This is a genomic window from Bartonella sp. AP1QHHD, assembly GCF_042196265.1.
GTDB lineage: Bacteria > Pseudomonadota > Alphaproteobacteria > Rhizobiales > Rhizobiaceae > Bartonella.
Genome location: NZ_JBHIPW010000024.1, coordinates 1 through 25179 on the forward strand (window position 1 = coordinate 1; position 25179 = coordinate 25179).

At 36.1% G+C, this 25179-nt stretch carries 14 protein-coding genes and 3 tRNA genes; 8 read left to right on the forward strand and 9 right to left on the reverse strand.

Features of this window, described 5'->3' with window-relative positions:
- Positions 1-64 precede the first annotated feature (64 nt).
- The 4 genes from ACFIME_RS03150 to rplU form a co-directional block, all read right to left on the reverse strand.
- Positions 65-154 (reverse strand) — tRNA-Ser (locus tag ACFIME_RS03150).
- Positions 155-1410: 1256 nt separating this feature from the next.
- Positions 1411-3942, reverse strand: coding sequence for a phosphoenolpyruvate--protein phosphotransferase (gene ptsP / locus ACFIME_RS03155; protein WP_375684467.1), 2532 nt, complete (start codon positions 3940-3942; stop codon positions 1411-1413).
- A 1413-nt stretch (positions 3943-5355) separates the two neighbouring features.
- Entirely contained in the window at positions 5356-5625 is a 270-nt protein-coding gene (gene rpmA, locus ACFIME_RS03160) for a 50S ribosomal protein L27 (RefSeq protein ID WP_273723965.1), read from the reverse strand.
- A gap of 12 nt (positions 5626-5637) precedes the next feature.
- Entirely contained in the window at positions 5638-6117 is a 480-nt protein-coding gene (rplU, locus tag ACFIME_RS03165; protein ID WP_375633223.1) for a 50S ribosomal protein L21, read from the reverse strand.
- Positions 6118-6402: 285 nt separating this feature from the next.
- On the opposite strand from rplU, the gene ACFIME_RS03170 reads away from it, so the two are divergent.
- A tRNA-Ser gene (locus ACFIME_RS03170) sits at positions 6403-6492 on the forward strand.
- A 317-nt stretch (positions 6493-6809) separates the two neighbouring features.
- Here the strand turns inward: ACFIME_RS03170 and pgi are convergent.
- From pgi to ACFIME_RS03185, 3 genes are all read right to left on the reverse strand, one after another.
- Positions 6810-8474: a glucose-6-phosphate isomerase gene (gene pgi, locus ACFIME_RS03175; RefSeq protein WP_375633709.1), complete on the reverse strand. Its 1665-nt coding sequence runs from the start codon at positions 8472-8474 to the stop codon at positions 6810-6812.
- A gap of 190 nt (positions 8475-8664) precedes the next feature.
- A complete protein-coding gene (locus tag ACFIME_RS03180; RefSeq protein WP_375684468.1) occupies positions 8665-11802 on the reverse strand; it encodes an efflux RND transporter permease subunit in 3138 nt (1045 codons plus the stop codon).
- A complete protein-coding gene (locus ACFIME_RS03185; protein ID WP_375661957.1) occupies positions 11799-12938 on the reverse strand; it encodes an efflux RND transporter periplasmic adaptor subunit in 1140 nt (379 codons plus the stop codon). The genes ACFIME_RS03180 and ACFIME_RS03185 overlap by 4 nt, the downstream gene beginning before the upstream one ends.
- A 367-nt stretch (positions 12939-13305) precedes the next feature.
- On the opposite strand from ACFIME_RS03185, the gene ACFIME_RS03190 reads away from it, so the two are divergent.
- The 4 genes from ACFIME_RS03190 (at position 13306) to ACFIME_RS03205 (ending at position 18400) form a co-directional block, all read left to right on the forward strand.
- Positions 13306-13382, forward strand: a tRNA-Arg gene (locus ACFIME_RS03190).
- A 745-nt stretch (positions 13383-14127) separates the two neighbouring features.
- Complete coding sequence (locus ACFIME_RS03195; protein WP_375684469.1) at positions 14128-15801, forward strand: formate--tetrahydrofolate ligase; 1674 nt, start codon at positions 14128-14130, stop codon at positions 15799-15801.
- Positions 15802-15988: 187 nt separating this feature from the next.
- Entirely contained in the window at positions 15989-16222 is a 234-nt protein-coding gene (gene rpsU / locus ACFIME_RS03200; RefSeq protein WP_273717519.1) for a 30S ribosomal protein S21, read from the forward strand.
- 1617 nt (positions 16223-17839) lie between these two features.
- Positions 17840-18400: an SH3 domain-containing protein gene (locus ACFIME_RS03205; RefSeq protein ID WP_375633705.1), complete on the forward strand. Its 561-nt coding sequence runs from the start codon at positions 17840-17842 to the stop codon at positions 18398-18400.
- Between the two features lie 46 nt (positions 18401-18446).
- On the opposite strand, the gene irrA is transcribed toward ACFIME_RS03205, so the two are convergent.
- Positions 18447-18959, reverse strand: coding sequence for an iron response transcriptional regulator IrrA (gene irrA / locus ACFIME_RS03210; RefSeq protein ID WP_375684470.1), 513 nt, complete (start codon positions 18957-18959; stop codon positions 18447-18449).
- Between the two features lie 231 nt (positions 18960-19190).
- Between irrA and fabA the strand changes: the two genes are divergently transcribed.
- Genes fabA through fabI form a run of 3 tightly spaced genes read left to right on the forward strand, consistent with a single transcriptional unit; the run spans position 19191 to position 21845 of the window.
- Positions 19191-19700, forward strand: a complete 510-nt coding sequence (fabA, locus tag ACFIME_RS03215) for a 3-hydroxyacyl-[acyl-carrier-protein] dehydratase FabA (protein WP_273722474.1) — start codon at positions 19191-19193, stop codon at positions 19698-19700.
- A 57-nt stretch (positions 19701-19757) separates the two neighbouring features.
- Complete coding sequence (gene fabB / locus ACFIME_RS03220) at positions 19758-20978, forward strand: beta-ketoacyl-ACP synthase I (protein ID WP_375612835.1); 1221 nt, start codon at positions 19758-19760, stop codon at positions 20976-20978.
- A 48-nt stretch (positions 20979-21026) separates the two neighbouring features.
- The gene (fabI, locus tag ACFIME_RS03225) at positions 21027-21845 is read left to right on the forward strand and encodes an enoyl-ACP reductase FabI (RefSeq protein WP_375634021.1); all 819 of its coding nucleotides are present in this window, start codon (positions 21027-21029) and stop codon (positions 21843-21845) included.
- A 1842-nt stretch (positions 21846-23687) separates the two neighbouring features.
- On the opposite strand, the gene gpsA is transcribed toward fabI, so the two are convergent.
- Complete coding sequence (gene gpsA / locus ACFIME_RS03230) at positions 23688-24695, reverse strand: NAD(P)H-dependent glycerol-3-phosphate dehydrogenase (RefSeq protein ID WP_375633702.1); 1008 nt, start codon at positions 24693-24695, stop codon at positions 23688-23690.
- Positions 24696-25179 lie beyond the last annotated feature (484 nt).

Here is a 25179-nt window from a genome sequence, read left to right on the forward strand (position 1 = left end):
AACGCTCCCGAACCTTTAAAAAGATTACAAAGAATCAATATGTTATACATAGGAGAAAATTGTATGGCGGAGAGAGAGGGATTCGAACCCTCGATATGGTTTCCCATATACACGCGTTCCAGGCGTGCGCCTTCAACCACTCGGCCACCTCTCCAGAAGTTTGCACTATACCCAGAAAGAAATAACGTGCAAGTCTAAACTATACATTCAAAACCCAAAAAACAAATTCATTTATTAAAGTAAGAGCTTTTATCTGTTGAATAACAAGCACATCCCTTCTTTTTAAGAAAAAACTTTTTTCGTGGATAGGTTTGTAGAATACAATAATGAGAATAAAAAGATTGTCACCAGTTATAAACTTTCATGCTCATTTACGCACTTTCTGCTTCACAAAAAAATACTTCTCTTAAAATTGGCATACAGTCCATAGTTTTACACAACCAAATAATTAAAATCACTTACTTATACGTCATAGGAAGGGATGGTATGTGGGGGAAGAACATTTTAAGAGAGGATAAGTGGCTCTTATGCATTTTCTTAAATAGCACGAATTTTTGCAACATTGAGAGCTATAAAATAGTGTGATGGTGTCAGTTTTCTCTTTCATAGGATTACATAATAAGCCCTACTCTAAATCCTCTATTCAATTTCACACTTCTATATTTAGTTGATACTAAAGAAAATAAAATTCAGAAAAAAACTTTGCATTTTTAATTTAATATGTATGAATATATTTTATTTTCTGAAATGAAAAAATAGTCTCATTTTGATCAAATACAAAATAATAAAAATGCAAACCTGTTTTCATTTTTACCATATACTTTTAAATTCAGCTTTACAGTTTTCAAAATATCTAAAGTAATCTCAATTATTTAAAAGAAATTACGTATTACTTCATACTTTTGATTATCGCATTCTTTAAGCGTGATATGGTCTCATCACAAAACAGAATACTCTAAAAATACTATTTTCTTTCTCATCCACACGTTTGTAAAAAACATCTCTTAAAGCTTGCCACATCTACCTCATACGGTATCTATGAATGGTATAAAATCTATTGGATAGCATCATCTTTCCTTAAATAAAAAGTAAAAGCCAAGTACTATCACGCTATTTGTCGCCTAATGTTACAATATCTATTGCTATTTGAGAGAATGCATAAAAGGAATTTATTCTTTCTTAGAGTGTTTTTATCCATACATTACTCCTCCTTGTAATGTATAAAAGAGTAATTTTTATTAATTAAATATAGAGAAATTTAAAACGAAAAAAACCTACAATATTCAGGGTTCTCATTATGTAAAACGATAAATTACCATTATAAATTAATATACTGTATTAATGTTTTACAGCACTAAAGATCTGATTAGTCTGCAAAATGGGCTCGTTCTTTCCCCTTAATGTTCTTTATCACCTTATATCCTTGCTTAGAGCACGTACAGCTCGTGCAGTTTCACATTGTAATGCTTTTTGTGCTAAAATTTTCATATCTTCAAAACTATGAGTCTGTAAACACGCCTTTACTGGAGAAATATCGCAAGATATCATAGAAAGCTCATTAATTCCCAATCCAGTCAAAATCATTGCACCAAAAGGATCTCCAGCCATACCACCACATACACTAACCCAACACTTATGTTGTGCAGCTCCCTGAATAGTCTGATAAATCATACGCAAAACTGCTGGATCAAGGCTATCAGCTTCAGACACAAGGTACGGATTTTGCCGATCAACAGCCATTGTATACTGTGTTAGGTCATTGGTTCCAATTGAAAAAAAATCAACATGGGCGCTCAATACATCTGCCATAATGGCCGCTGCTGGAACTTCGATCATAATACCAAGTTTTAATTTTGGTGCATTAATATCGTTGCGGATTTCTTCTGCAATCTTTTTTATAGCGACAATCTCTGAAACAGACATGACCATCGGAAACACAATCCATAGATCTCCACCCTCTTTTGCCGCTCGATATAAAGCACGTAATTGAGGCACAAAAAGATCACGTCGACGTAACAAAAGCCGCGTTCCTCGAACACCTAAAAAAGGATTGTCCTCTTTAGATAAATGTAAATGCGTAACCTGTTTATCTCCACCAATATCAAGTGCACGAATAATTAATGGCTTATCTCCTACAGCTGTAATCATCGCCCGATATATATTAAATTGTAGCTCTTCATCCGGAATATATGGATTCTCTAAAAACAAAAATTCCGTGCGCATGAGTCCAACACCTTCAGCCCCTAAATCAAGCGCAACAGGAACCTGATTTGCGTAGTTGACATTAGCCATGATACGAATTCTTTGACCATCTGTCGTTTGCGCTGGTAATCTACATGCATTTATTTCACTGACACGTTTTTGCGCAACAGTATCAATATGCCTTTGAGCATCTTCAACGTCTTCAAGCGTAGGATCAAGGTAAATAAACCCGTTATCGCCATCAATAATAGCCTGAATATCAGACTGTATTGCTAAAATATCATCACCTGTAGCAACAACCATTGGAATACCAAGAGTACGCGCCAAAATAGCTGTATGAGATAATGGACCTCCCCATGCTGTTGCTAATCCTTTTACCCTTGTACAATCAAGTTGTGCTACATCAGAAGGAGAAAGGTCATTTGTAACCAGAATTACACCATGTGGAATATCATTTAAAAAGAACGATCTATAGGATGGATTGATTTCACCTAAAACACGTCGACCAACATCAACTAAATTAACAGCACGTGCTGCTAACAAAGGATTATCTACCTTAAAAAACATATCTGAAAATTGACGAACCGCTCTATCCCAAGACCAAGCGACACCATGACCTTCCGCTATAAAACGACAAGCTTGAGCTATTAAATTTTCATCTTCAAGCAAAACCATTTGCGCAGAAAAAATCGCAGCAGAATCTGCTCCCATACGCACTGTAATATCAGAAATCACAGATGCCATTTTATGTTTTGTTTTTGTAAGAGCATTTTCAAGACATGCTGCACCAGCTGCAAAATCAATTGGCTGATCTATTATGGAAATATCATTTTGCCTTAAAACAAAAATCTTACCAAATGCTAATCCTGAACTCGCTCCAACACCAGAAATGCCTTTTTGCATAGAGCGTGGATACCAACCATGAAAAGCCTTTGTTTGAGATTCCATTGCTCTCATCAGACATTTTTCACTAATACTCACTTTTTTTGCAATAGCAATGGCATCATTGAGAAGTTGTGCTCCTTCTGCAGCATCTGTAGAAAAAATCAGAACATCACCATTTTTTGCTCCTAATTGCAATAAACCAACCAAATTTTTCATTTCAACGGTATATTGACCATGGCGAACTCTGATAGAGTTTTGAGCCTTTTTCGCAAAATCAACCCATAGAGAAGCTGGTCGTGCATGAAGACCACTTGGATAATCTAAAGTCCATTCCTGACACACCGAAAGGTCACCAATAAAAGTTTTTTCTATCTTCATCTCTTGGTCAAACAAAGTTGTAACAATTTGCTGTTTGTCCATAGTTGTTGCAAGTACTTCAAGCTGTTTTTTATCAAATAAAAGAGACGTCAATTTTTTACAAATTTCTCTATAGCGATCTGGACACGCTGCAATGGCAATAACCAAATATGCTTTCTTGCCATCCTGCCACTCAACACCAGCAGGCACCTGTATAACAGCAACAGCATCCTTGATAATTAAATCACGATTTTCAGCCATACCATGAGGAATGGCTATACCATTTCCAAGCCAAGTATTGGTTGTTTCTTCACGTGCAAGCATACTTGCCAGATAACACTTATCAACTGCACCAACCTGCAAAAGCAATTCAGCAGCAGCATAAATTGCATCATTTTTATGATCAAAAGCAGCTGCAAGTTGTACAGATCTTATAGACAAGATTTCACCATCAGTAAAATCTACATTCATTGCTTCTGCTTTCTCATATCTCATCATGAATTCAAATTGCCTCACATTTGAACACCAATATCTCTGATACATTCCTTTTCAAAGCTGCATTTCCCAAAATACAAGCTATAAATACCACCACAGCTCTCTTTATATTCTACAGAATATAGCTAAGTGAGGTGCTTAAATACCTCAATATAACCGATAAAACAATTAGATATTATTATCCACCTAAGTGCTTAAAACCATCATAAACAAGTCTGCCTCTTACTCTTTTACTTTACAAAGACAAAACCCCGTTTTTTACAGCACCAATCACCTGAAAAACTATGCTTTCAAAATGCTCTCATTATCCTAAGTTGATCCTAAGTTATCCAACATAACTTTTCATTATTCTCCCTACAAGAAAGCATCCTTCCTAATCATCCGTAACTTCAGCTAATATTTTAATTGATTCCTCAAAGTTTATTTAACCTATTATCCCTCTTTATAAATTCATTACATAATTACAAATTGCTCCATGCAACTTATCATCTTTATTCCGTGCTACCCATCTCTTATGATATCAAACTCTCGATATATAATATTTATATATTTTAAGCTACACCTTTACTTCAATCAATATCGCAAATACACAATGCCCTCTGTCGCACATTTGCAAAGTACGACATCCCCCCCCAAGCACCATCACCAACTACTAAAATCAAGAAAAACTCTACAAATAAGATAAATAAAGTAAAAAATGAAAAGCAATTATTGCCTTAACCCTAGCTCTTATGCTTGTTTATTTTCAACAATACACAATAATAGTGAAATCAGAAAAAATATTCTTGAAGGGCGCTGATTGCACGTTGGTTATTTTTATATCTTTAAACACCGTACTCCTTAAAAATATAATTTCACTCTCGATTTACCGAAAATTCCTTAATGCACGTCACTTTCAAAGTAGTTTTGACTACCTTCTTATGGATTTTTATCCCTATGTCTTTTTAAATGAATAGCCCCACCTATCCACACTACCACCTAAAAACAGTATGACAACTCATCAATACCACAATGCCGATAAAAAGATCCATCTTTATCAAAATGATTACATCAATAATGCTCTCATTAAATTTCTCATAATTTTCTGAAAACAAACTGCTTCTCTTATAAGAAATTACTCGACGCTTCTTCATACATAAAAAGAAAGTCTCTCCTCACTGATTATTATACAGAAACTTATCAACAAACTCTATCATAATATCAATATGTTCAGTATTTAAATACTAACATAACAGCGCACAAACTTTTTCCCTCATTGAGAAAAGCCATTTCCCCAATTCTACCTTTTTATCTTCTACATTTATTATAGTACCAACGCAAAAAGGGAAAGATGAGATTCATCTTTCCCTTTGAATACTTATAAAACCACAACTACAATTCAATGAAATCCCGTTGATGGCTAGAGAGTGTTACAGATTACTCTGCTGCCTCCACCATAGGAATGACTGAAACATAGGAACGATTACCCGCTTTGCGTTGAAAAGAAACCTTTCCATTTGATAATGCAAAAAGCGTATGGTCTTTTCCAATGCCGACATTGTTTCCAGGATGCCAACGTGTACCACGCTGGCGAATAATAATATTTCCGGCAATAACGGTTTCACCACCAAATTTTTTAACGCCTAGACGTTTCGATTCTGAATCACGACCATTACGCGAGGAACCACCAGCTTTTTTATGTGCCATAGACGCTCTCCTTTAATCTTTCTTACTCTTTGATGCTACAGATGCTTTCTTCTGCGGCGCAGTCTTTTTTTCAACCGTTTTTTTAGCCGTCTTCTCAACAGAAGCAGCAGCTTTTGTTTCTTTTGGTGTAGTTTCTTCTTCTTTTATAGGTTTCGCAGCAACTTTTTTAGGTTTTGAACCACCCATTAAAATTTCTAAAACACGAAGCCTCGTAAATTCTTGACGATGGCCACGCGTGCGTTTAGAATTTTGGCGACGGCGCTTCTTAAATGCGATAACCTTGCGCCCACGTGCCTGTTCTAAAATCTCAGCTGTCACCAATGCATCAGCAACGACAGGGGTACCAATAACCGCATTACCTTCTTGCCCAACCATTAATATGTCATTGAATTCAACTACATCACCCGCATTTCCACTAACTTTTTCAACTTTTACCACTTGATTAGCAACAATGCGGTATTGCTTACCACCAGTTTTAATGACTGCGAACATTTTTTATCCTTCCGTTCACTCCAGCTCTTATTTAATTTCTGCCTTGAAATAAGGGAAAATAGGCTGCTTTTTATCAGTCGCAATAGATCTCAAAGAAGGATAAAACCTTCTTTAACACAAATATGCGCAGATTTCCCCGCGCTTATATTTTGTATATATGAAGGAATTTCTATTCTCTGTCAATAAAGTTCCATAAAAAAGAAAAAAAGGTTGTACCAAAAACAATTGAAGGTTATCTACCCCTTATACACTCAAATAGTGCCGATTTTTGTTTCACTTTATTATGGAGAGATGGCTGAGTGGTTGAAAGCACCGCACTCGAAATGCGGCATAGGGGCAACTCTATCGGGGGTTCAAATCCCTCTCTCTCCGCCACAGTTTATAAAGCGATATTGTAGCTTGTGTAGCTTGACAGCAGGTTTTGTATAATTTGCCACTAGGTTTTGTACCAATTTATTTTTTTCGAAGGATTTTAAGGGGGGTCTCAAAGGGTCTTCAAAGACCTCTCAAAGGTCTTTATCGTTTTTGCGAATAAATTCTCATTTTTACAATTTTTGCACTTTTTTGATTTTCTGTTACATAAATCTAATCCAGATAATAAGAGAACGTATAGTAAAATTAAAGAATTATCTCATATTTCTCTCTCATTCTACTTTTGCTTAGTTAGTACAAAAACTACTGTAAAATTATATTTATTTTGCACGTCTTGCTTGAATATGTGCTAGCAACCCTAATGTTGAACTATCACGATTATCCGCTTTACTTTCTCCACGAAGAATTGGTAGTAACTCGTTTGCTAATTCTTTACCAAGTTCAACACCCCATTGATCAAATGAATTAATATTCATTAAAATCCCTTCAACAAAAGTGCGATGTTCATAAAGCGCAATAAGACGACCGAGTGCAAAAGGTGTTAATGAATCTTGAACCAGCGTAATGCTGGGACGGTTTCCTTTAAAACTTCTATGACGTGCTAAATGGTCTGCTTCACCCTCATCAACTCCATTTTTTATCAAGATATGCCGAGCATCTTCAATACTACGCCCCTTCATCAAGGCTTTTGATTGTGCTAAACCGTTTGCTAGCAACATCTCATACATAGAATGTAATTTTTTCTCATGCCCTTTTATAAATAAAATAAATTCTACAGGAATAATATCTGTTCCTTGATGCAGAAGCTGAAAAAAAGCATGTTGACTATTTGTTCCTGAATCCCCCCAAACAATTGGACCACTTGAAAAACTTAATGGTTTTCCATCCAGCGAGACTTGCTTACCATTTGATTCCATATCAAGCTGTTGTAAATAAGCTGGAAAATGTATTAAACGCTGTGCATAAGGAATGATAGAACGTGATGAATAACCACAAATAACACGATGCCAGAATCCTAAAAGAGCAAAACGAATAGGAATATTTTTATGCAAAGGCATTGTTTTAAAATGTTGGTCCATTTGCAATGCACCATTGAGAAATTGGCGGAAATTTCCACCACCTATTGCAAACATAACAACAAGTCCAATGGCTGACCAAATTGAATAACGTCCTCCCACCCAATTCCAAAATTTAAAAACTCTTGTGGAATCTATGCCAAATTCTGCTACTTTATCAAGCGCACTTGAAACAGCAACAAAATGCGTACCAATGGCTTCTTCTCCTAAATGTGAACAAATCCACTGACGTGCAACTTGAGCATTTACCATTGTTTCAGCCGTTGTAAAAGTTTTAGAAGCAATGACAAACAGCGTTGTTGCTGGATTCAAAATAGAGAGAGTATCAGAAATATGGGCACTGTCAGCATTAGAAACAAAATGACACTGTGGACCATCATGATAAGGTTTTAAAGCATATGTGACCATTGCAGGACCAAGATCAGAACCACCAATACCAATATTGACAATATCACTTATTCTCTCGCCACTGTTTCCCTTATAGCTGCCATCACGCACCTTTTCAGAAAATCTTTCCATATCTTCAAGGACGTCTTGAATATCGCGAATAAGATTATGACCATCCAACATGAAAATTTCATCAGCAGGTAAACGTAACGCAATATGAAGAACTGAGCGTTTTTCAGTTGTATTAATAGCCTTACCAGAAAACATTGCGTCACGCCGGCCTAACACATCTGCTGCGACAGCTAAATCATCTAGAAGTTGCAATGTTTTAAATGTCACACCACATTTTGAAAAATCGAAAAGAAGATCATCAAGTCTGAGGGAAAAATGGGAAAAACGCTGTTCATCTTCTACAAAATGCCGACGAATATCATAGACCCCATCCTTTGCGGCATGGTTTCTTAAAGCTTTTAATGTGGCTTCAAAAGCCATTTCATTTCGAATCGAAAAGCTATCTCCCATAAGCTTATCCTATACGGTTATTGATAATGAAATCTATGCCCAAACAATAACAAAGCAGAAAGCATCTCCTTTATTGATCGCTATTTTCACTGCTCACATAAAAATGAAGGAATATACAAAATATAAAGTATAAGATCCGAAAATGATATTTTTACAAGAATAAACTTTCAAATCTTTTCTATCATATACATCATTTAACTTGATTGAGTTCTTTTATTAAGCGTAAATTTTCTTCTGCTTTTGGTCTTATAAAACGCCCTAAAAAAAGATAAACAACCGGTGTAACATAAAGCGTAAAAATAGTTGCTAAACCTAAGCCACCAACGATAACCCAACCTAAAGCTATACGAGCTTCTGCGCCAGCACCTTTGGCCAAAACCAAAGGAATACCTCCTAAAATGGCACAAATCATTGTCATACAAACTGGACGAAGGCGAATGTTTGCTGCTTCTTCTACGGCTTCACGCACGCTTCTTCCCTGATCGCGTAATTGATCTGCAAATTCAACAATGAGAATACCATTTTTTGCCATAACACCAATTAACAAAATTAATCCAATTTGGCTGTAAATATTAAGACTTACACCACTTAATAGCATAGCAATTACAGCACAACCAATCCCTAATGGGACAGTGGCCATGATAATGAATCCTGAAATAAAGCTTTCAAACTGAGCAGCCAAAATCAATAAAATAATCAAAAAGGCAATGCCAAAAACAATCATAAAATTGGAAGATGTTTCATTAAGCGTTTCGGCTTCCCCTAAGGGAACCAAGTAGGTTCCTTTCGATAACAAAGGAGAAGCAATTTTCTGTACAGTTTGGTAAGCTTCCCCTAAAGCAATATCTGGAGCAAGATTTGCGCTTAAAATAACAGCACTCATGCGTTTTTCCCGTTTTAGTTGGGGAGCAATAGCTTTTTCATGTAAACGCGCAATAACCGATAAAGGAACATATCGATTGTCTTTGGTTTTTAAAAAAATATTTTCTAAATCGCTAGGACTCTTCATAGAATTTGTACGCGATATCAATTTAACATCGTAAGAATGATCATCCACGTTAATGGAACCAATCTTTTTACCATCCAACATTGCTTGTAATGTATCGCCCAAATTCGTGATATCAATCCCTAAATCGGAGGCTTTTTTTCGATTGATTTCAATAAAAAATTGCGGTTGTGTTGCATCAACAGTAAGGCGTGGGCGAATAAAACGCGGATCATCTTGTAAAGCACTAACCAGCTTATCAGCAATGGGTTGTAATGTTGCATAATCATTGCCAAGAATTGCAAATTGCAACCCTTGCCCAGTTCCGCTCACACCTAGAGAATTTCCCTGCGCAGCAAACACAAAAACTGCGGGAAACTGTTTAACCTTTGCATTAACATCTTTCACGATTTCTTGCTGACTACGTAAACGTTTATTCCAAGATGAAAGCAATAAAATCAAAAAAGCAGTATTGGGTGAACCTCCAATACCCGCGATAGAGTAACTGTTAGCAATCTCCCCTGCATCACGTAATGGCTGTAGACTTGCTTCAATTTGCTCTACCTGCTCGTTCAAATATTGTGTCGAAATACCTTGTGGTCCATTAATGACCAAAAAGATAAGAGCTCTATCTTCTGCTGGCGTTAATTCCTGTTGCAGTTTCATATAGCCCCCAATACAAAGCCCCCCAAAAATAAGTGAAGCAAAAACAATAGCCCAAGGTTTTTCTAAACACTTATGCAAACTGTACGTATATGCCTTATGAAAAAAAGTACCTAATTTATATAAAAAAGTAAAATAATGATGGGACTTTTCCTCTTTCTCCTCAATATGTTCTTTGAGAAAACGTGAAGCCAACATGGGACAAAGCGTTAAAGCAACAATTGAAGAAAGCAAAATAGAAATTGCCAAAACAAAACCGAATTCTCTAAAAAGTCCTCCAACTTGCCCAGGAAGAAAGGAAATAGGAACAAACACAGCCACTAATGTCAATGTTGTTGCTAAAACAGCAAAAAATACTTCACGTGTTCCTATCACCGCTGCTGCTCTGGAACCTAATCCCATGTTGCGCCACCGAACAATATTCTCAAGAACAACAATGGCATCATCCACAACAAGCCCTGTTGCTAAAACAAGTCCTAAAAATGTGAGAATATTCAATGAAAACCCTACAAGATAAATAGCTGCAATGGTACCAATCAAAGTGACAGGAAGAGATAAAGCAGGTATCAGCGTTACACGAATGTCTCTGAGAAAAAGAAAAATGACCAAGATAACGCTCAAAATAGCAATGACCAAAGCAACTTCAACCTCATGAAGAGCGCTTTTAATAAAAATTGCATCGTCATTAATAACGTCTATATTTACAGAAGAAGGAACAATACTTTTGAGATTATCAACAACGGCTCTCACACCTTCAGAAATATTAAGAGTGTTGGATTGTGCTTTACGCACGATACCTAATCCAATACCTGTCTTTCCATTGATACGAAGAATAACTGTTTCTATATCCGGCGATAAAGTAACATGCGCAACATCACCAAGATGCACATGAGGCTTTAAAACAACTTGTTCAAAAGATTCTGGTGTTGTTAAACGTGCAGTAGCACGTACAACTAAAGTTTGCTTAGAATTGCGTAATGACCCTACTGGCACATCTGTTGTCATATCAGCAAGAACACGTGAAATATCTGCTACAGTTAATCCATAACTTGCAAGTTTTGCTTGATCTATATCAATCTGAAAAATCTTTGTGCGAGCACTATCGACCTGTACATCACCAACACCATCAACAGCAGAAATAGCATCAACAATCTGATCGTTTACAATCGTGGTTAAATCATCAACACTCATTGTTGGTGACGTTACAACCAAATACATCATGGCAGCAGCATTCGAATCTGCTTTAATAATCAAAGGCAAATCCGCATCTTTCGGTAAAGAATAGGTAACACGAGAGAGAGCATCACGAATATCAGATGCAGCAACATTCAAATCAACACCGACATTAAAGTTAATCTTCACACGGGAGCGTCCAAAAGAAGACGTTGAAGAAATCGTCTTAACACCTGAAACACGAGAAACAGCATCTTCTATAATTTTTGTAACTTCACGATCAATTGTTTCCGCCGATGCACCAGAAAACATCGTCACAATCGTTGTTACGGGAGTATCAACATCGGGTAATTCTCTTACATCAACATTTAACCATGCTGCAAATCCTGCAATGATGATCATAGCATTCAAAACAAGAGTAAAAACCGGTCTGCGAATAAATAAGGTAATGAGACCACCTTGCTCCACCTTTGACGTAGGCTGTTTTGTGCTCAATTCTTGGCTCATTGTATATCCGTTCCATAACCTACTGATAATTGCTGTTGATGAGACTTTGGGTCATCAATAGTTACTTTACTTCCTGGATAAAGCATTTGCACCCCTTGAATGACAACTTGATCACCATTTTCTAGGGGAGCTTTCACGAAAACCTGATCCGCTTTATGCTGAATAATTGTTACGGGAATAGACTCTACTTTTCCTTCTCTCACACGCCAAACGAATGATCCTTTACTATTCCATTGAACTGCAAGAGGATTAACGACAGGAAAAGAACCACCATGAAACTGCAAGGAAACAGAAAAGGACATACCAGACATGAGCGTATCTTTTTCATTATTGATTTCAACCTGAACATGAAGTGTGCGACTTTCTGGATCAACGATATTATCAATCGCATAAATATGACCAACAAAAGATCTATCTGGCTGCGCGATTAACGTTGCCGTTACCTCATCTCCTTTATGGATGCGCGACACGTATCGTTCAGGGGCCCATATATCGACCAAAATACGTTCTCTATTCTCAATACGGCCTATTACAGTATTAAGGGCCACGTTATTCCCCGCATCAACGGGCAAAATACCAACAACTCCAGGAATCGGTGCTCGAATTGTTCGCCGATCGAGATCTAATTCAGCATTACGCAAAACTAAATTTGCGTTATCCAACTCTAAGCGTGCCATAATTTCTTGAACTTCCGTTGCTGTATTGCTGGCGCGTAATTTAAGAATGCGCGAAAGCGTTAACGCATTGTTATCACGTTGCACTTTTGCTTTTGCAGCCGCTATTTCTTCTTTTTTAGAATCAAGCTTTGCAATCACATCATCGGCTTGTACTTTTGTACCCGCTGATACAAAAAGCTTATCAATAACACCTGAGGATAAAGGGGTAAGCTCGACTTCTGCAAGAGCTTTTCCACTCCCAAGAACGTTAAGTTGTTCATAAAGATCTTGAACTTTTACAAGATCAACGACAACATTTACCGGTGGCCTTCCCATTTTTTCATTTGAAGCTTTATCCGATACTCTTGTTTTATCCACCATAGAAATGGGTTGGTCCGCACTCTTTTTTCCAGCCCAATAGGTAACCGTTAAAACAACGATTAAAAACACCAATGGAAAGCTCTTTTTTAATAACGCCATACATCCGCCCTTGCTGTGCCATCTTCATCTGAAATAGTTTTCAACAGTAATACTCGGCGTTTTACACAAAAACCCAACAGCGGGTGTGTATATCTTACCCCCACCGCAAAAAACACATCTCATCTCTGCTTGACTATCTTTCATAGATTAAAACGTCAAGTTAACTATCGTTCATATTGCTTTGTATGGTCATGACAAAAAAATGTTCATATCAAAACCAACTGAAGCCATAATATATTATATCCTTTTTTAAAATATCTCATAAAAAAGAGAATTTTTTTTATTACTATCCAAGTTTCACTTGCATTTCTTTAATGAAACGATTAGGAACCCTTTGTCTTAGACAATGTAAAAAATTGAAATGTATGCACCCGTAGCTCAGCTGGATAGAGCACCAGACTACGAATCTGGGGGTCAGGAGTTCGAATCTCTTCGGGTGCGCCATCATCAACAATTCTTATAAAGTCAGACTTTTTAAATTCTTTATTTTGTGATTTGTTATTTTGTATTTTGTCATTTCATTTTGTTGTGAGTCGTTTCTTTAGCCATTTTGCTAAAATAAGATGTTATGAGTCCTTCAATTCAGCTCTAAGGTGCTTTTATTAGCTTATAATCGTAGCGATTGCATGAGTAGCGTGTGTTGTTGTTTTCTTTTTTCAATCTATGCGCTTGTTTTTGGTCTCTTCCGGATTATACTCTCTACTCAGTTAGGTAATTTTTTACGTGCTTATTTCTAATTGTTCCATAACTGGATGTTTCTGGATATTTTATTCCTAGCAGTCCCATCTTAAGAGGGACTTCAGATGAGCCGCCATAAATTCCGGTTTACCACCATGTGAAACTTTTTCAGTGTGTTGTTGGAAAGAATAAATAAACTACTTCTCAAACGTACTACTATGAAACACTTATGGTATCCATTAATATCATCAGCATTTGTTGCAAACCAAAGCTTCTTTTCGCAATATTTTTAATTGAATTAAACGTATTTTTACTGCTTAAAAGCAAAAAGATTCTTTTTCCTAAAAAACAATAAAACTCTTCTTGTGCTTCTTTAGCATTATCTCTTGCATGGCATATTATCGATTTCTATGATATCTTAATATTTTTCTGTTCTCTATGAATTTTTCTAATTAATCCATGGGGTACAGATCCCAAACGTTAATAAAAGCTAAGTTTAAAGAATTTTTCCATGCCTAAAACTGATATTGAAATTGCTCGCACTGCTAAAAAGCAACATATTATTGAAATTGCACAAAAAATTGGTATCTCACATGAAAATCTCATTCCCTATGGTCATGATAAAGCTAAAATTTCTTCTGAATACATAAAATCGCTTAATAAAAATCCAGATGGTAAACTTATCCTTGTCACAGCTATCAATCCCACACCTGCGGGAGAAGGCAAAACAACAACAACAGTTGGACTAAGTGATGCTCTTAATCTTATTGGTAAAAAAACAATAGCTACCTTGAGAGAACCATCTTTAGGTCCCTGTTTTGGTGTAAAAGGTGGTGCTGCTGGTGGTGGTTATGCGCAAGTCATTCCAATGGATGACCTTAATTTACATTTTACCGGTGATTTTCATGCTATTACAGCTGCTCATAATCTTCTTGCCGCAATGATAGATAATCATCTTTATTGGAGAAATACTCTAAACATTGATCCACGTCGCATTGTTTGGAAACGCGTTCTTGATATGAATGACCGTGCATTGCGCGATATTGTCATTTCATTGGGGGGCATAACAAATGGTTTTCCACGTCAAACAGGTTTTGATATTACTGTTGCATCAGAAATTATGGCGCTTCTTTGTCTCTCTGAAAATTTAGAAAACCTCACACAAAGACTCAAGAAAATTATTGTTGCTTATCGTTATGATAAAACGCCCATCACCGTTGCTGATCTTAATGCGGAAGGTGCAATGGCAGTTCTTCTAAAAGATGCTATACAACCCAATCTCGTACAGACAATTGAAAATAATCCTGTTCTCGTTCATGGAGGACCTTTTGCCAACATTGCTCATGGTTGCAATTCAATTATAGCAACAAAAACTGCTTTAAAACTTGCTGATTATGTTGTCACAGAAGCAGGGTTTGGAGCAGATCTTGGAGCAGAAAAGTTCTTCAATATCAAATGTAGGCAAGCAGGTATTATACCAAATGCTACAGTGATCGTCGCAACTATTCGTGCATTAAAAATGAATGGTGGTGTGGATAAAAATAACCTGACAGAAGAAAATATCACCGCTTTAGAAAAAGGAACAGCTAATCTTTTACGGCATATAAAAAATATGGAGCACTACGGTATTCCTTGTGTTGTGGCTATCAATCATTTTGACAGCGATAGCGATGCTGAAATAAAAACATTACAAAAAATAGTTGCAGCAACTGGACACAAAGCTATTATCTGTAAGCATTGGGAACAAGGTGGAAAAGGCGCTATAGAACTTGCACAAGAACTCGTTACCTTGATTGAAGAAAAAGATTCTCATTTTAAAGTTCTCTATCAAGATAATATTCCACTCGTTCAAAAAATTAATTGTATTATAACAAAGCTATACGGTGGGCGTGGCGCCATCATCTCACCCCCTATTCTCAAACAACTTGAATCTTGGGAAAAAGAAGGTTTTGGCGCCTACCCTATTTGTATGGCAAAAACACCTTATTCTTTTTCTTCTGATCCCAAGCAATATGGTGCTCCTGTTGATTTTGAAATTCCCGTACGAGAAGTTCGTCTCTCCGCAGGAGCCGGCTTTATTGTTGTCATTTGTGGAGATGTTATGACCATGCCGGGACTACCCCATTATCCCACGGCTGAAAAAATTCAGCTTGACGAAAATGATCAAATACAAGGACTTTCATAAATTTATAACCGTAAAATTTTATCATTCATTATAAAAAGTGTTTTATTGCAAAAAGAATAGAATTTTAAAAAGCGATATAGACAAATGTCTTATTTATATGATATAGGTGCTTGTCCTTTTGGATCTGCCTTTAAAAGGACGTAGGTTTTTCCTATCATTTATGACACTGAAAAAAGCAGGATAGATAGTGCAAGTACTCGTTCGTGATAATAATGTTGACCAAGCGCTCCGTGCGTTGAAAAAAAAGATGCAACGTGAAGGTATCTTCCGTGAAATGAAAATGCGTAGTTATTATGAGAAGCCATCTGAGAGGCGTGCTCGTGAAAAAGCTGAAGCTATTCGTCGTACACGTAAGCTTGCTCGTAAGCGTGCGCAAAGAGAGGGTTTTGTTAGTAACGGACGGACTGTTGCGGTAAAGTAATATACTTTATAATATTATATAATTGCATAAGCAATAGATAGTAAGCTACTAGAAAATTTTATCTTCATAGGGGATTGCAATAAATTGCTTGTGTGTAGGTTTTTGTGTACAATGTTATCTAATATGTTAGTTATTTGAAAATAATAAGATTTCTATCATAGAGGTGGTTTTTATTTCACTCTTATATTTCAAAAAATAGATAACAAACTACACTTGAGATATTTAAGCGACTTTTTCCTATGTAAATTGAGTGCGGGGTGTTTTATTATCACTTTTCGCTATAATTTTCTCCTTCTGGATATCTATTACATCACTGCTTCTTATGTACAAATTTCATGATGAATTTCTTTTTTGTCATTAAATATTCTACATCTTTCGATCATCCTAGGTCTGATTACAAAACAAAAATAACTATCGCAATATGCGATTGTGTGTAAAATATAATATCAAATTCATAATCCTCTTTCCCTTCAGTTATGTAACGAAACGATATAATTCCATAACTTTTTATATCTCTTGATTCTGTTTCTCTAAAGGATGACGAATTTCAACCACTGCACTATAGATTCTTTTTTCTTGATAAATTTCTTCTATTCATCACTTATGTAATTACCCTCATCAGTGTATCGAATAAGCCTTTCTATTTCATTCAACTTTCTTCTATACTGAGTTAGAGAAAAAGAAAATTGACAATAAACAGAGAAAACACTGTGTTTTAATATGGATGAATGTACCTTTTATTACTATTTTTGATGGAAATGTTTTTAAAATTTAAATAACGAGTTAAAGTTTCTAAAGCGGAGATTTGTTATTATAAGTAATCGTTTTTCATATTAATTAATAATTCTGAATAACGTAAAGTTTCTCAACACTTTCTCATATTGAATCAATGAAGATTATTTTCTTGTACATCATAAGCGGGATTCGTCCGCAAATAGAATAAAAGCTATTTAAGAAAAAACAAAAAGGCTTCTTATGAATACCATAAATAATAGGAATAGCATAACATTGAAAGCTGGTAAATAGAACGATGAAGCCAGCTTATCTACCATACGGATAAGCATTATCATGGCATAAGATTAGAGTGTAGCAAATTTTATAAATGAATTATCACGAAAAAGTATCCTGTTAGCCCTTCATATATCAATCTACTCTATAAATGTTGCTCATATTTTTACGCTTAAATGTTTTATTTATCGTATTATTTTGTTCATTCAAAACTTCTTTTCAAGCCACACAATAATCCCTTTACTGAACAGCTCTTTGTTCATAATATGCATACATGCATTTTTACTTTGAGAAACAAACTCAGAAAAGAGATGCAATACTTTAGCCCTAATTTCCTGTACAAAAACTGCTAAGGCTCCAGTATACTTTACTGTTTTATCACGCCTACAGCTACATAAAAATCTCATGTTTATTTATATCTACCCCCTCATAAACAAGATAAGCACTAAGAAATACAAACCTTTTGTTTTCCTTATTTTGATATTTTTGTAGCAATTTTTTCATCGTTTAGATCTCTTTAACGAGCAATGTGTCATACTTTTTATCAGTTTCCAGTCTTATCTTTCAGATTTTAAATTTCCAATATATGACGAAATAAAGGAGTTCGGTGTGCAAAATTCTCGTTGGTTTCGCGTTTCAATACTCATATCATGTATCTTAATAGCAATAGTCATTGTATTGGGTTCACCTCATTTGTTGCATGCACAAACATTTAATCAAAATTTAGGGCCCAGTGGTTTACCACTTCCGCGATTTGCTTCGATTAAACCCACCAGCGTTAATGTACGCGTCGGACCAGGAAGCAACTATTCTATCATTTTCACCTACAAAAAGAAGGGCTTACCTATTGAAATCATTCAAGAATATGATCAATGGCGCAAAATTCGTGATGCAGAAGGCGATGAGGGATGGGTGTATCAATCGCTTTTATCGGGAAAGCGAACTGCTATAACTATTCCATGGCAAAAAGATAAAACAAAAAGGCTGATGCTACGAAAAAACCCCACCGACAACGCAGAACTTGTGGCGGAAGTAGAACCTAACGTCATTGGTAACATCCGCCAATGTGATGGACAATGGTGCGAACTAAACATTAATAATACGCGCGGATGGCTTCAGCAACCCCAGTTATGGGGAATCTATCCTGATGAAAAAGTAAAAGGTTGGTGAATACTCAAACTCAACAAGTTTAATTTTTATTCCTCATTGAATATCCTCACTGCCTATCACAAGATTGATTTTTTGGTTTCAATCGCACGATTAAATCAACATGTGAAATTTCCATACCTTCTGGTGGCTTAGGCAAATTTCTAATAATGGGAGCTTCTTCCAAATTATAAGGAATATCAAGAATACGATTTTCGCCTTCTATATAAAAATGGTAGTGATCAGAGGTATTGGTATCAAACCAAGTTTTTGAGCCTTCTACGGCAATAATCCGTAATAATCCCGCTTCCGTAAATTGATGAAGCGTATTATAAACCGTTGCTAAAGATACAGGTACACCTACCCTCACCGCTTCCTCATAGAGCTCTTCAGCAGTAATATGACGATTTCCTTGAGAAAAAATCATATGTGCAAGTTCCAACCGCTGACGTGTTGGACGCAGACCATTTTGACGCAAACGTTTTTCTAACATAGAAATGGAATAATATTGCACAATTTTTCCACACTCTTTTGTGAACTGCTGCTCTTCATTCATATCTAAATTGTCTGCACTCACTGACATATTACAAACCCAAATATATTCCTGCTAAATAAGATCAAAATACAAAAAAATGGGAATAGTATGGTGTAATCTTGTATTCCATTTTTAAATAATTACCTATGTAGAATACATAAAAAAAGGCTTTTGTCATTAAAAATGATATAAAATCATTTCCCTCTCTTTAAAATTTGCTCTAAAAGTAGGTTGGGAAAAGCGCAGAAATAAAGATATATGCAAATAAATGGAGTAACAATGGCTGAACAAAAGTCTCGCTACACTTATGAAGAGCTTCTAAGCTGCGCTCGCGGCGAAATGTTTGGTAGAGGTAATGCGCAATTGCCAGCACCGCCAATGTTAATGATTCATCGAATCACTCAAATTAGTGAAACTGATGGTAAATACGATAAAGGAATGGTTCGCGCTGAATTTGACATTACACCAGACATGTGGTTCTTTAATTGTCACTTTATAGGCGATCCCGTCATGCCAGGATGTCTCGGACTGGATGGTATGTGGCAATTAACAGGTTTTTTTCTTGGTTGGCTAGGCGAACCAGGCAAAGGAAGAGCAATATCAACAGGTGAAGTAAAGTTATCAGGGATGGTAACTCCACAAACCAAAATTCTTGAATATGAAATAGATTTTAAGCGTATTCGACGTGGAAATTTAGTCTTAGGAATAGCTGATGGGTGGCTAAAAGCAGATGGAGAGACTATTTATAAGGCGAACGATTTACGCGTTGCTTTATTCAAAGAAGATTGAACGTTATTTCCGTCAGAAAGAACTTTTCACTATTCTGTATGGAACGAGGAGGTATGAATGCGTCGAGTTGTTGTAACCGGAATGGGAATTGTCTCCGCAATTGGAAATAACCCTGGAGCTGTTTTAACCAGTTTACGTGAAGCAAAATCCGGAATTTCTTACGCACCTCAATATGCTGAATTAGGCTTTCGTAGCAGAGTTTATGGCAAGCCCGATATTAATATAGAAGAACTCGTAGATCGACGTGCTCTACGTTTTCATGGGCGTGGAACAGCATGGAATCACATCGCCATGGATCAAGCAATTGCTGATGCGGGTCTAGAACCGCATGAAGTGTCGAACGAACACACGGGTATTATTATGGGTTCTGGAGGTGCTTCAACACATTCAATCGTAGAAGCTGCTGACATTACACGCCAAAAAGGTCCAAAACGTGTTGGACCTTTTGTTGTCCCTAAAGCGATGAGTTCTACAGCATCTGCAACATTAGCAACTTTCTTTAAAATAAAGGGGATCAATTATTCAATCTCTTCAGCTTGTGCTACCTCCAATCATTGTATTGGTAATGCTTACGAAATGATTCAATATGGTAAACAGAAGCGCATCTTTGCCGGTGGCTGCGAAGATTTGGATTGGACACTATCTGTTTTATTCGATGCCATGGGCGCTATGTCCAGCAGATATAATGACACCCCTCACAAAGCTTCACGTGCTTATGATGTTAATCGTGATGGTTTTGTCATTGCTGGAGGGGCTGGCGTTTTAGTCCTTGAAGATTTAGAACTTGCTAAAGCACGTGGTGCAAAAATCTACGGAGAAATCGTTGGATACGGTGCGACATCCGATGGACATGATATGGTTGCCCCATCAGGAGAGGGAGCAGAACGATGCATGCGCATGGCTCTTGCAACAGTCAATAATAAAATTGATTATATCAATCCCCATGCGACAGCAACTCCTGTTGGTGATCCTCCTGAGATAGAAGCTATCCGTCGTGTCTTTGGAGCAGGTGATCAATGCCCCCCCATTTCCGCTACCAAGTCTCTAACAGGACATTCCTTGGGAGCAGCAGGTGTTCACGAAGCAATCTATACATTGTTAATGATGAATCATAATTTTATTTGTGAAAGTGCCCATATTGAAGAACTTGATCCAGCTTTTGCTGATATGCCAATCGTTCGTGAACGACGTGATCATCAACAACTGAATACCGTATTGTCGAATACTTTTGGCTTTGGCGGTACCAATGCAACGCTTGTTTTCCAACGTTATGTATAAACAAAAGCTCTTAGTAATTGAAAAAAGTACGGTCTTACGGAGAATAATATGAAAGGTTTGATGGAGGGCAAACGCGGCCTTATTATGGGAATTGCGAATGACCATTCAATTGCTTGGGGCATTGCCTGTCAGCTCGCACAAGCAGGAGCGGAATTAGCGTTGACTTATCAAGGAAATGCTTTTGGAAAACGTGTTCATCCCCTAGCAGATAAACTTGGCTGCAAATTAGTGCTAGAGTGTGACGTTGAAAAAAGTGAAAATATTGATTACGTCTTTGAGCAACTTGAAAAAGAATGGAAAACAATTGATTTTATTGTCCATGCCATTGGTTTTTCAGATAAAACTCAGCTAAAAGGGCGTTACGTTGATGTTACAACACGTGAAAACTTTCAACGCACGATGGTTATTTCAGCTTATTCCTTTACTGAAATTGCCCAGCGCGCCGGTAAGCTTATGCCCAATGGAGGAACACTTTTAACTCTTACCTATGGTGCTTCACAGCAAGTTGTGCCTAATTATAACATCATGGGTGTTGCTAAAGCAGCTTTAGAAGCTATGGTACGTTATTTAGCTGCGGATTTTGGTCCTCAAAATATCCGTGTCAATGCGATTTCCGCTGGTCCTGTTAGAACTTTAGCAGGTAATGGTATTGCAGCTGCACGTGCAATATTTTCACATCAACGGCGTAATGCCCCATTACGGCGTACCGTAAATATTCATGAAATTGGAAAATCTGCTCTTTATCTACTCTCTGACTTATCATCAGGTGTTACAGGTGAAATTCATTATGTTGATTCAGGATATAACATCATGTCTATGCCAATACTTGAAGAACTGAAAAAAAGTGACGATTCCCAAGAAGGATAAATTTTATTTCATTGCACTAAAAAATAAAATCAATCATGTGCATAGTGCTTTAATCGGGTATTGAGTACTTTCTCAGCTATATAATAGTGTATTGACTTATAATAATATGACGTAAGGAATATGTGCAAATATTTGTAAGAATAAGTCAATACAAAACCAGATGTACGATGCCCTGTTTCGCAAAATATTTTATAAAAATCCGGAATATTTCTTCAATCCATGGTTGATAAATTTTGTATTTTATGACGTTATTTACCTTACTAAAGCATACGCTTTTGTCGTTGCTTATAAATCAATCCTCAGCCCTCATGCCACCGTATTTTGAAAAAGAGATTAGAGAATTATTAAAATCCTTAGTTTCAGCTTTTGTGTAGAAAATTGAAAAAAATATTCCTACCGTTTGATTTATTCTTGAAACGCAAATACAATCTAATTTAGGATGAATATGAAGGCGTAAAGAAATCAATCATTAATCTTACTATTATTCTTTAATGAAAGCATTTCTCTAATGTATCAGGTAAAATAGAACGCCCAAAAATACTATAGCTGTTGCTCTTTCATGCATTTTTTTAAAGATATCTCTCAATGCACGCCATTCCATTTCACAATGGTACCTGTAAAACGTATAAAAATCCCTGTGAAGTACATAAAATCCTTTTTTCACCACCATTTTAATGTTTATACAGATGACAAACCGACACCGTCATTTTACTTGCCATGTTCTCATATTGAAACAACCCTTGACACTTGAGATGATTCATTAGAAGTATCTTTAATAATTTTTATCCACATATTAATCTACTTGTGACAAGTAAACGCATATTTTTAATTAATTCAATACAAAAATAAATTATTCATATAAACCAATTTATTATCTTTATAATCAGATTATTCTTTCAGTTTAAATGACAGCCACAAACAAGTACAATAACATTTTTTTCAATCTTAGACTTTCAAAGTTATAATTCCAAAAATCATTTCTTGCATATAAAAAACAGAATTGATATGTGAGAAAATAAAAGGCTTAAATATCTCTACTGAACAGCTTCAAGTACCTAGAGCTGTCTCAACATTGGGGGGTGTAATGATGATCGGCTTCCTCCTTCATAAACGTAAAAATGGGGATGTGCACAATGGCTTTATCGTTACACTATTCACGGTCACCGTCGCGAATTAGACTTGGGAGTTTTAAGAGAGATCTCTTAAAACAAGCGTGTGAATATATAACAGCAATCGTGTTTTTTTGGGCGTTCTATTTTACCTGACACATCAGGGAAATGCTTTTCATTAGAAAATGAGAAAAATAAAGGTGTGAGATAATCTCCATTATTTAAAAGATATTGCTTTAGATAGCGTAAAACTGAATTTAAAAATGATTGTAGAAATGGGAACTAGTTTTCATCTTTAAAATTTCATCTTCTTCCCAAAACAGATTGTCTTCTTGTTTTAAAGAATTACAAAAACAGAGATACACAATATCCCTGCCCCGATATTCTTAGCTTATACGTTATATAAATAAGATGCTTCTACCTAATGAGTCTTGTATTATTCTGTTTGCAAATATCATTGTGAGATGAATTTAAGAGACAATAAAAATATCTTGTTCATTACATTACACAAACATGTGTAAGTGGAAACGGATAATTTATCTTCAAAGAGATAGCTCTTAGACAAAAGCAAAAACTTTTATATTTCAGCCATGTTTCATAAAGAATCGAATGATATGAATCTATAATTTGCTGGAATATGACTACCTTATACAACCATCAATACAATCTATTTTATATGTCTATCATAGCATGTTTCTATTTTTTATGATTTGAATTATTAAAAAACAGGATATTATTGTATTTCGTCCTTGAGGGCGCGGCTTAATAATGTGTTTGCCGCTTCAGTTATGTTTTTACCACAATAGAGAATTTGATAAATTTGTTCTACAATGGGCATTTCTACCCCAATACGCTGCGCCAACGTATGTACTTCCTTGGTATTCAAGTATCCTTCCACAACCTGACCAATTTGTTTTTCCGCTTCTTTTATATCTATTCCTTTACCAAGAAGTATTCCAAAACGACGATTACGTGACTGATTATCAGTACATGTCAAAACCAGATCACCTAAGCCTGTCATTCCCATAAATGTGGAAAGCTCAGCACCCATAGCCCCCCCTAAACGACTGATTTCAGCTAGTCCTCGTGTGATAAGAGCTATTCGTGCATTTGCCCCAAAACCTATACCATCTGATATTCCTGCACCAATAGCAATAACATTTTTGACTGCTCCCCCTAATTGAACACCAATCATATCTGAACTTTTATAAACTCTAAAACTTTTGTCACAATGAAAAAGTTGCTGCAATTCTTTACCAAACTCAACATCAGAAGCTGCTATCGTCATTGCAGTAGGCCAACCAATAGCTAGTTCTTGAGCAAAAGTTGGTCCAGAAAAAACAGCTAAAGGAATTTTTTCACCTAAAATCTCACGAGCAACCTCTTGTAAGAAACGTCCGGTACCATGTTCTAAACCTTTTGTCGCCCAAATAACGCGTGAATGCTGATCTAAATAAGGCTGAATATTATACAAAACTTGATGAAATACATGGCTTGGAACAGCGATTAATATATTGTGACTTGCTGTTATAGCAGTTTCAAGCGAAGCTTCAAGTAATAAATTGTCAGGAAATCGAATATCGGGTAAATATACTTGATTACAACGTTGTTCCTGTAATTCTTTGATATGTTGAGGACTATATCCCCAAAGTAAAACATTATGACCATTACGGGCAAGAGCTATCGCTAATGCAGTACCAAAAGAACCAGCACCTATAACTGTCATTGCAACGGTTTTCATTAAATTTTCTGATTATTCTCTAAATTTTTGATTTCAATTACATATTATTATTACAAATAATTTTAATGCTATCTTTAATATAAATTCTTTAAATCTAAAAATATTACTGCTTCGTAGCTTTTTTATCTCACACAATATAAAAACTTGTTTCACACATTCTCTTTCTTTGTAGTAAATTTTACAAACATCACTTTTTGTATATTCTACAAATAGCTATTTGTCTCAAAAATTAAAGATTGACTAAATACCCCACGGACTTTCTCTTTTAAATTAAAAGTATATTCAAAATAATGATACTCATTCCACTGATATCTTGTACTTATCTCCTGCTTTATATCTTACGAATTTCTTCTACGAAGCTGATACATGCCGCATCAGAGCTCCGTAGATATTTCTAACAACTACTCCACAGGAAACTGCGTATTTGGATCTTGCTCCATGGGCATTTCTGAACCAGGTGCTTGATCTACAGGAGTTTGCGTAC

Bases quoted from the DNA above. Each gene is read 5' to 3' on its own strand.
- ptsP (WP_375684467.1), bottom strand. From the start codon at position 3,942: ATGATGAGATATGAGAAAGCAGAAGCAATGAATGTAGATTTTACTGAT.
- rpmA (WP_273723965.1), bottom strand. From the start codon at position 5,625: ATGGCACATAAAAAAGCTGGTGGTTCCTCGCGTAATGGTCGTGATTCA.
- rplU (WP_375633223.1), bottom strand. From the start codon at position 6,117: ATGTTCGCAGTCATTAAAACTGGTGGTAAGCAATACCGCATTGTTGCT.
- pgi (WP_375633709.1), bottom strand. From the start codon at position 8,474: ATGGGAGATAGCTTTTCGATTCGAAATGAAATGGCTTTTGAAGCCACA.
- ACFIME_RS03180 (WP_375684468.1), bottom strand. From the start codon at position 11,802: ATGAGCCAAGAATTGAGCACAAAACAGCCTACGTCAAAGGTGGAGCAA.
- ACFIME_RS03185 (WP_375661957.1), bottom strand. From the start codon at position 12,938: ATGGCGTTATTAAAAAAGAGCTTTCCATTGGTGTTTTTAATCGTTGTT.
- ACFIME_RS03195 (WP_375684469.1), top strand. From the start codon at position 14,128: ATGCCTAAAACTGATATTGAAATTGCTCGCACTGCTAAAAAGCAACAT.
- irrA (WP_375684470.1), bottom strand. From the start codon at position 18,959: ATGTCAGTGAGTGCAGACAATTTAGATATGAATGAAGAGCAGCAGTTC.
- fabA (WP_273722474.1), top strand. From the start codon at position 19,191: ATGGCTGAACAAAAGTCTCGCTACACTTATGAAGAGCTTCTAAGCTGC.
- fabB (WP_375612835.1), top strand. From the start codon at position 19,758: ATGCGTCGAGTTGTTGTAACCGGAATGGGAATTGTCTCCGCAATTGGA.
- fabI (WP_375634021.1), top strand. From the start codon at position 21,027: ATGAAAGGTTTGATGGAGGGCAAACGCGGCCTTATTATGGGAATTGCG.
- gpsA (WP_375633702.1), bottom strand. From the start codon at position 24,695: ATGAAAACCGTTGCAATGACAGTTATAGGTGCTGGTTCTTTTGGTACT.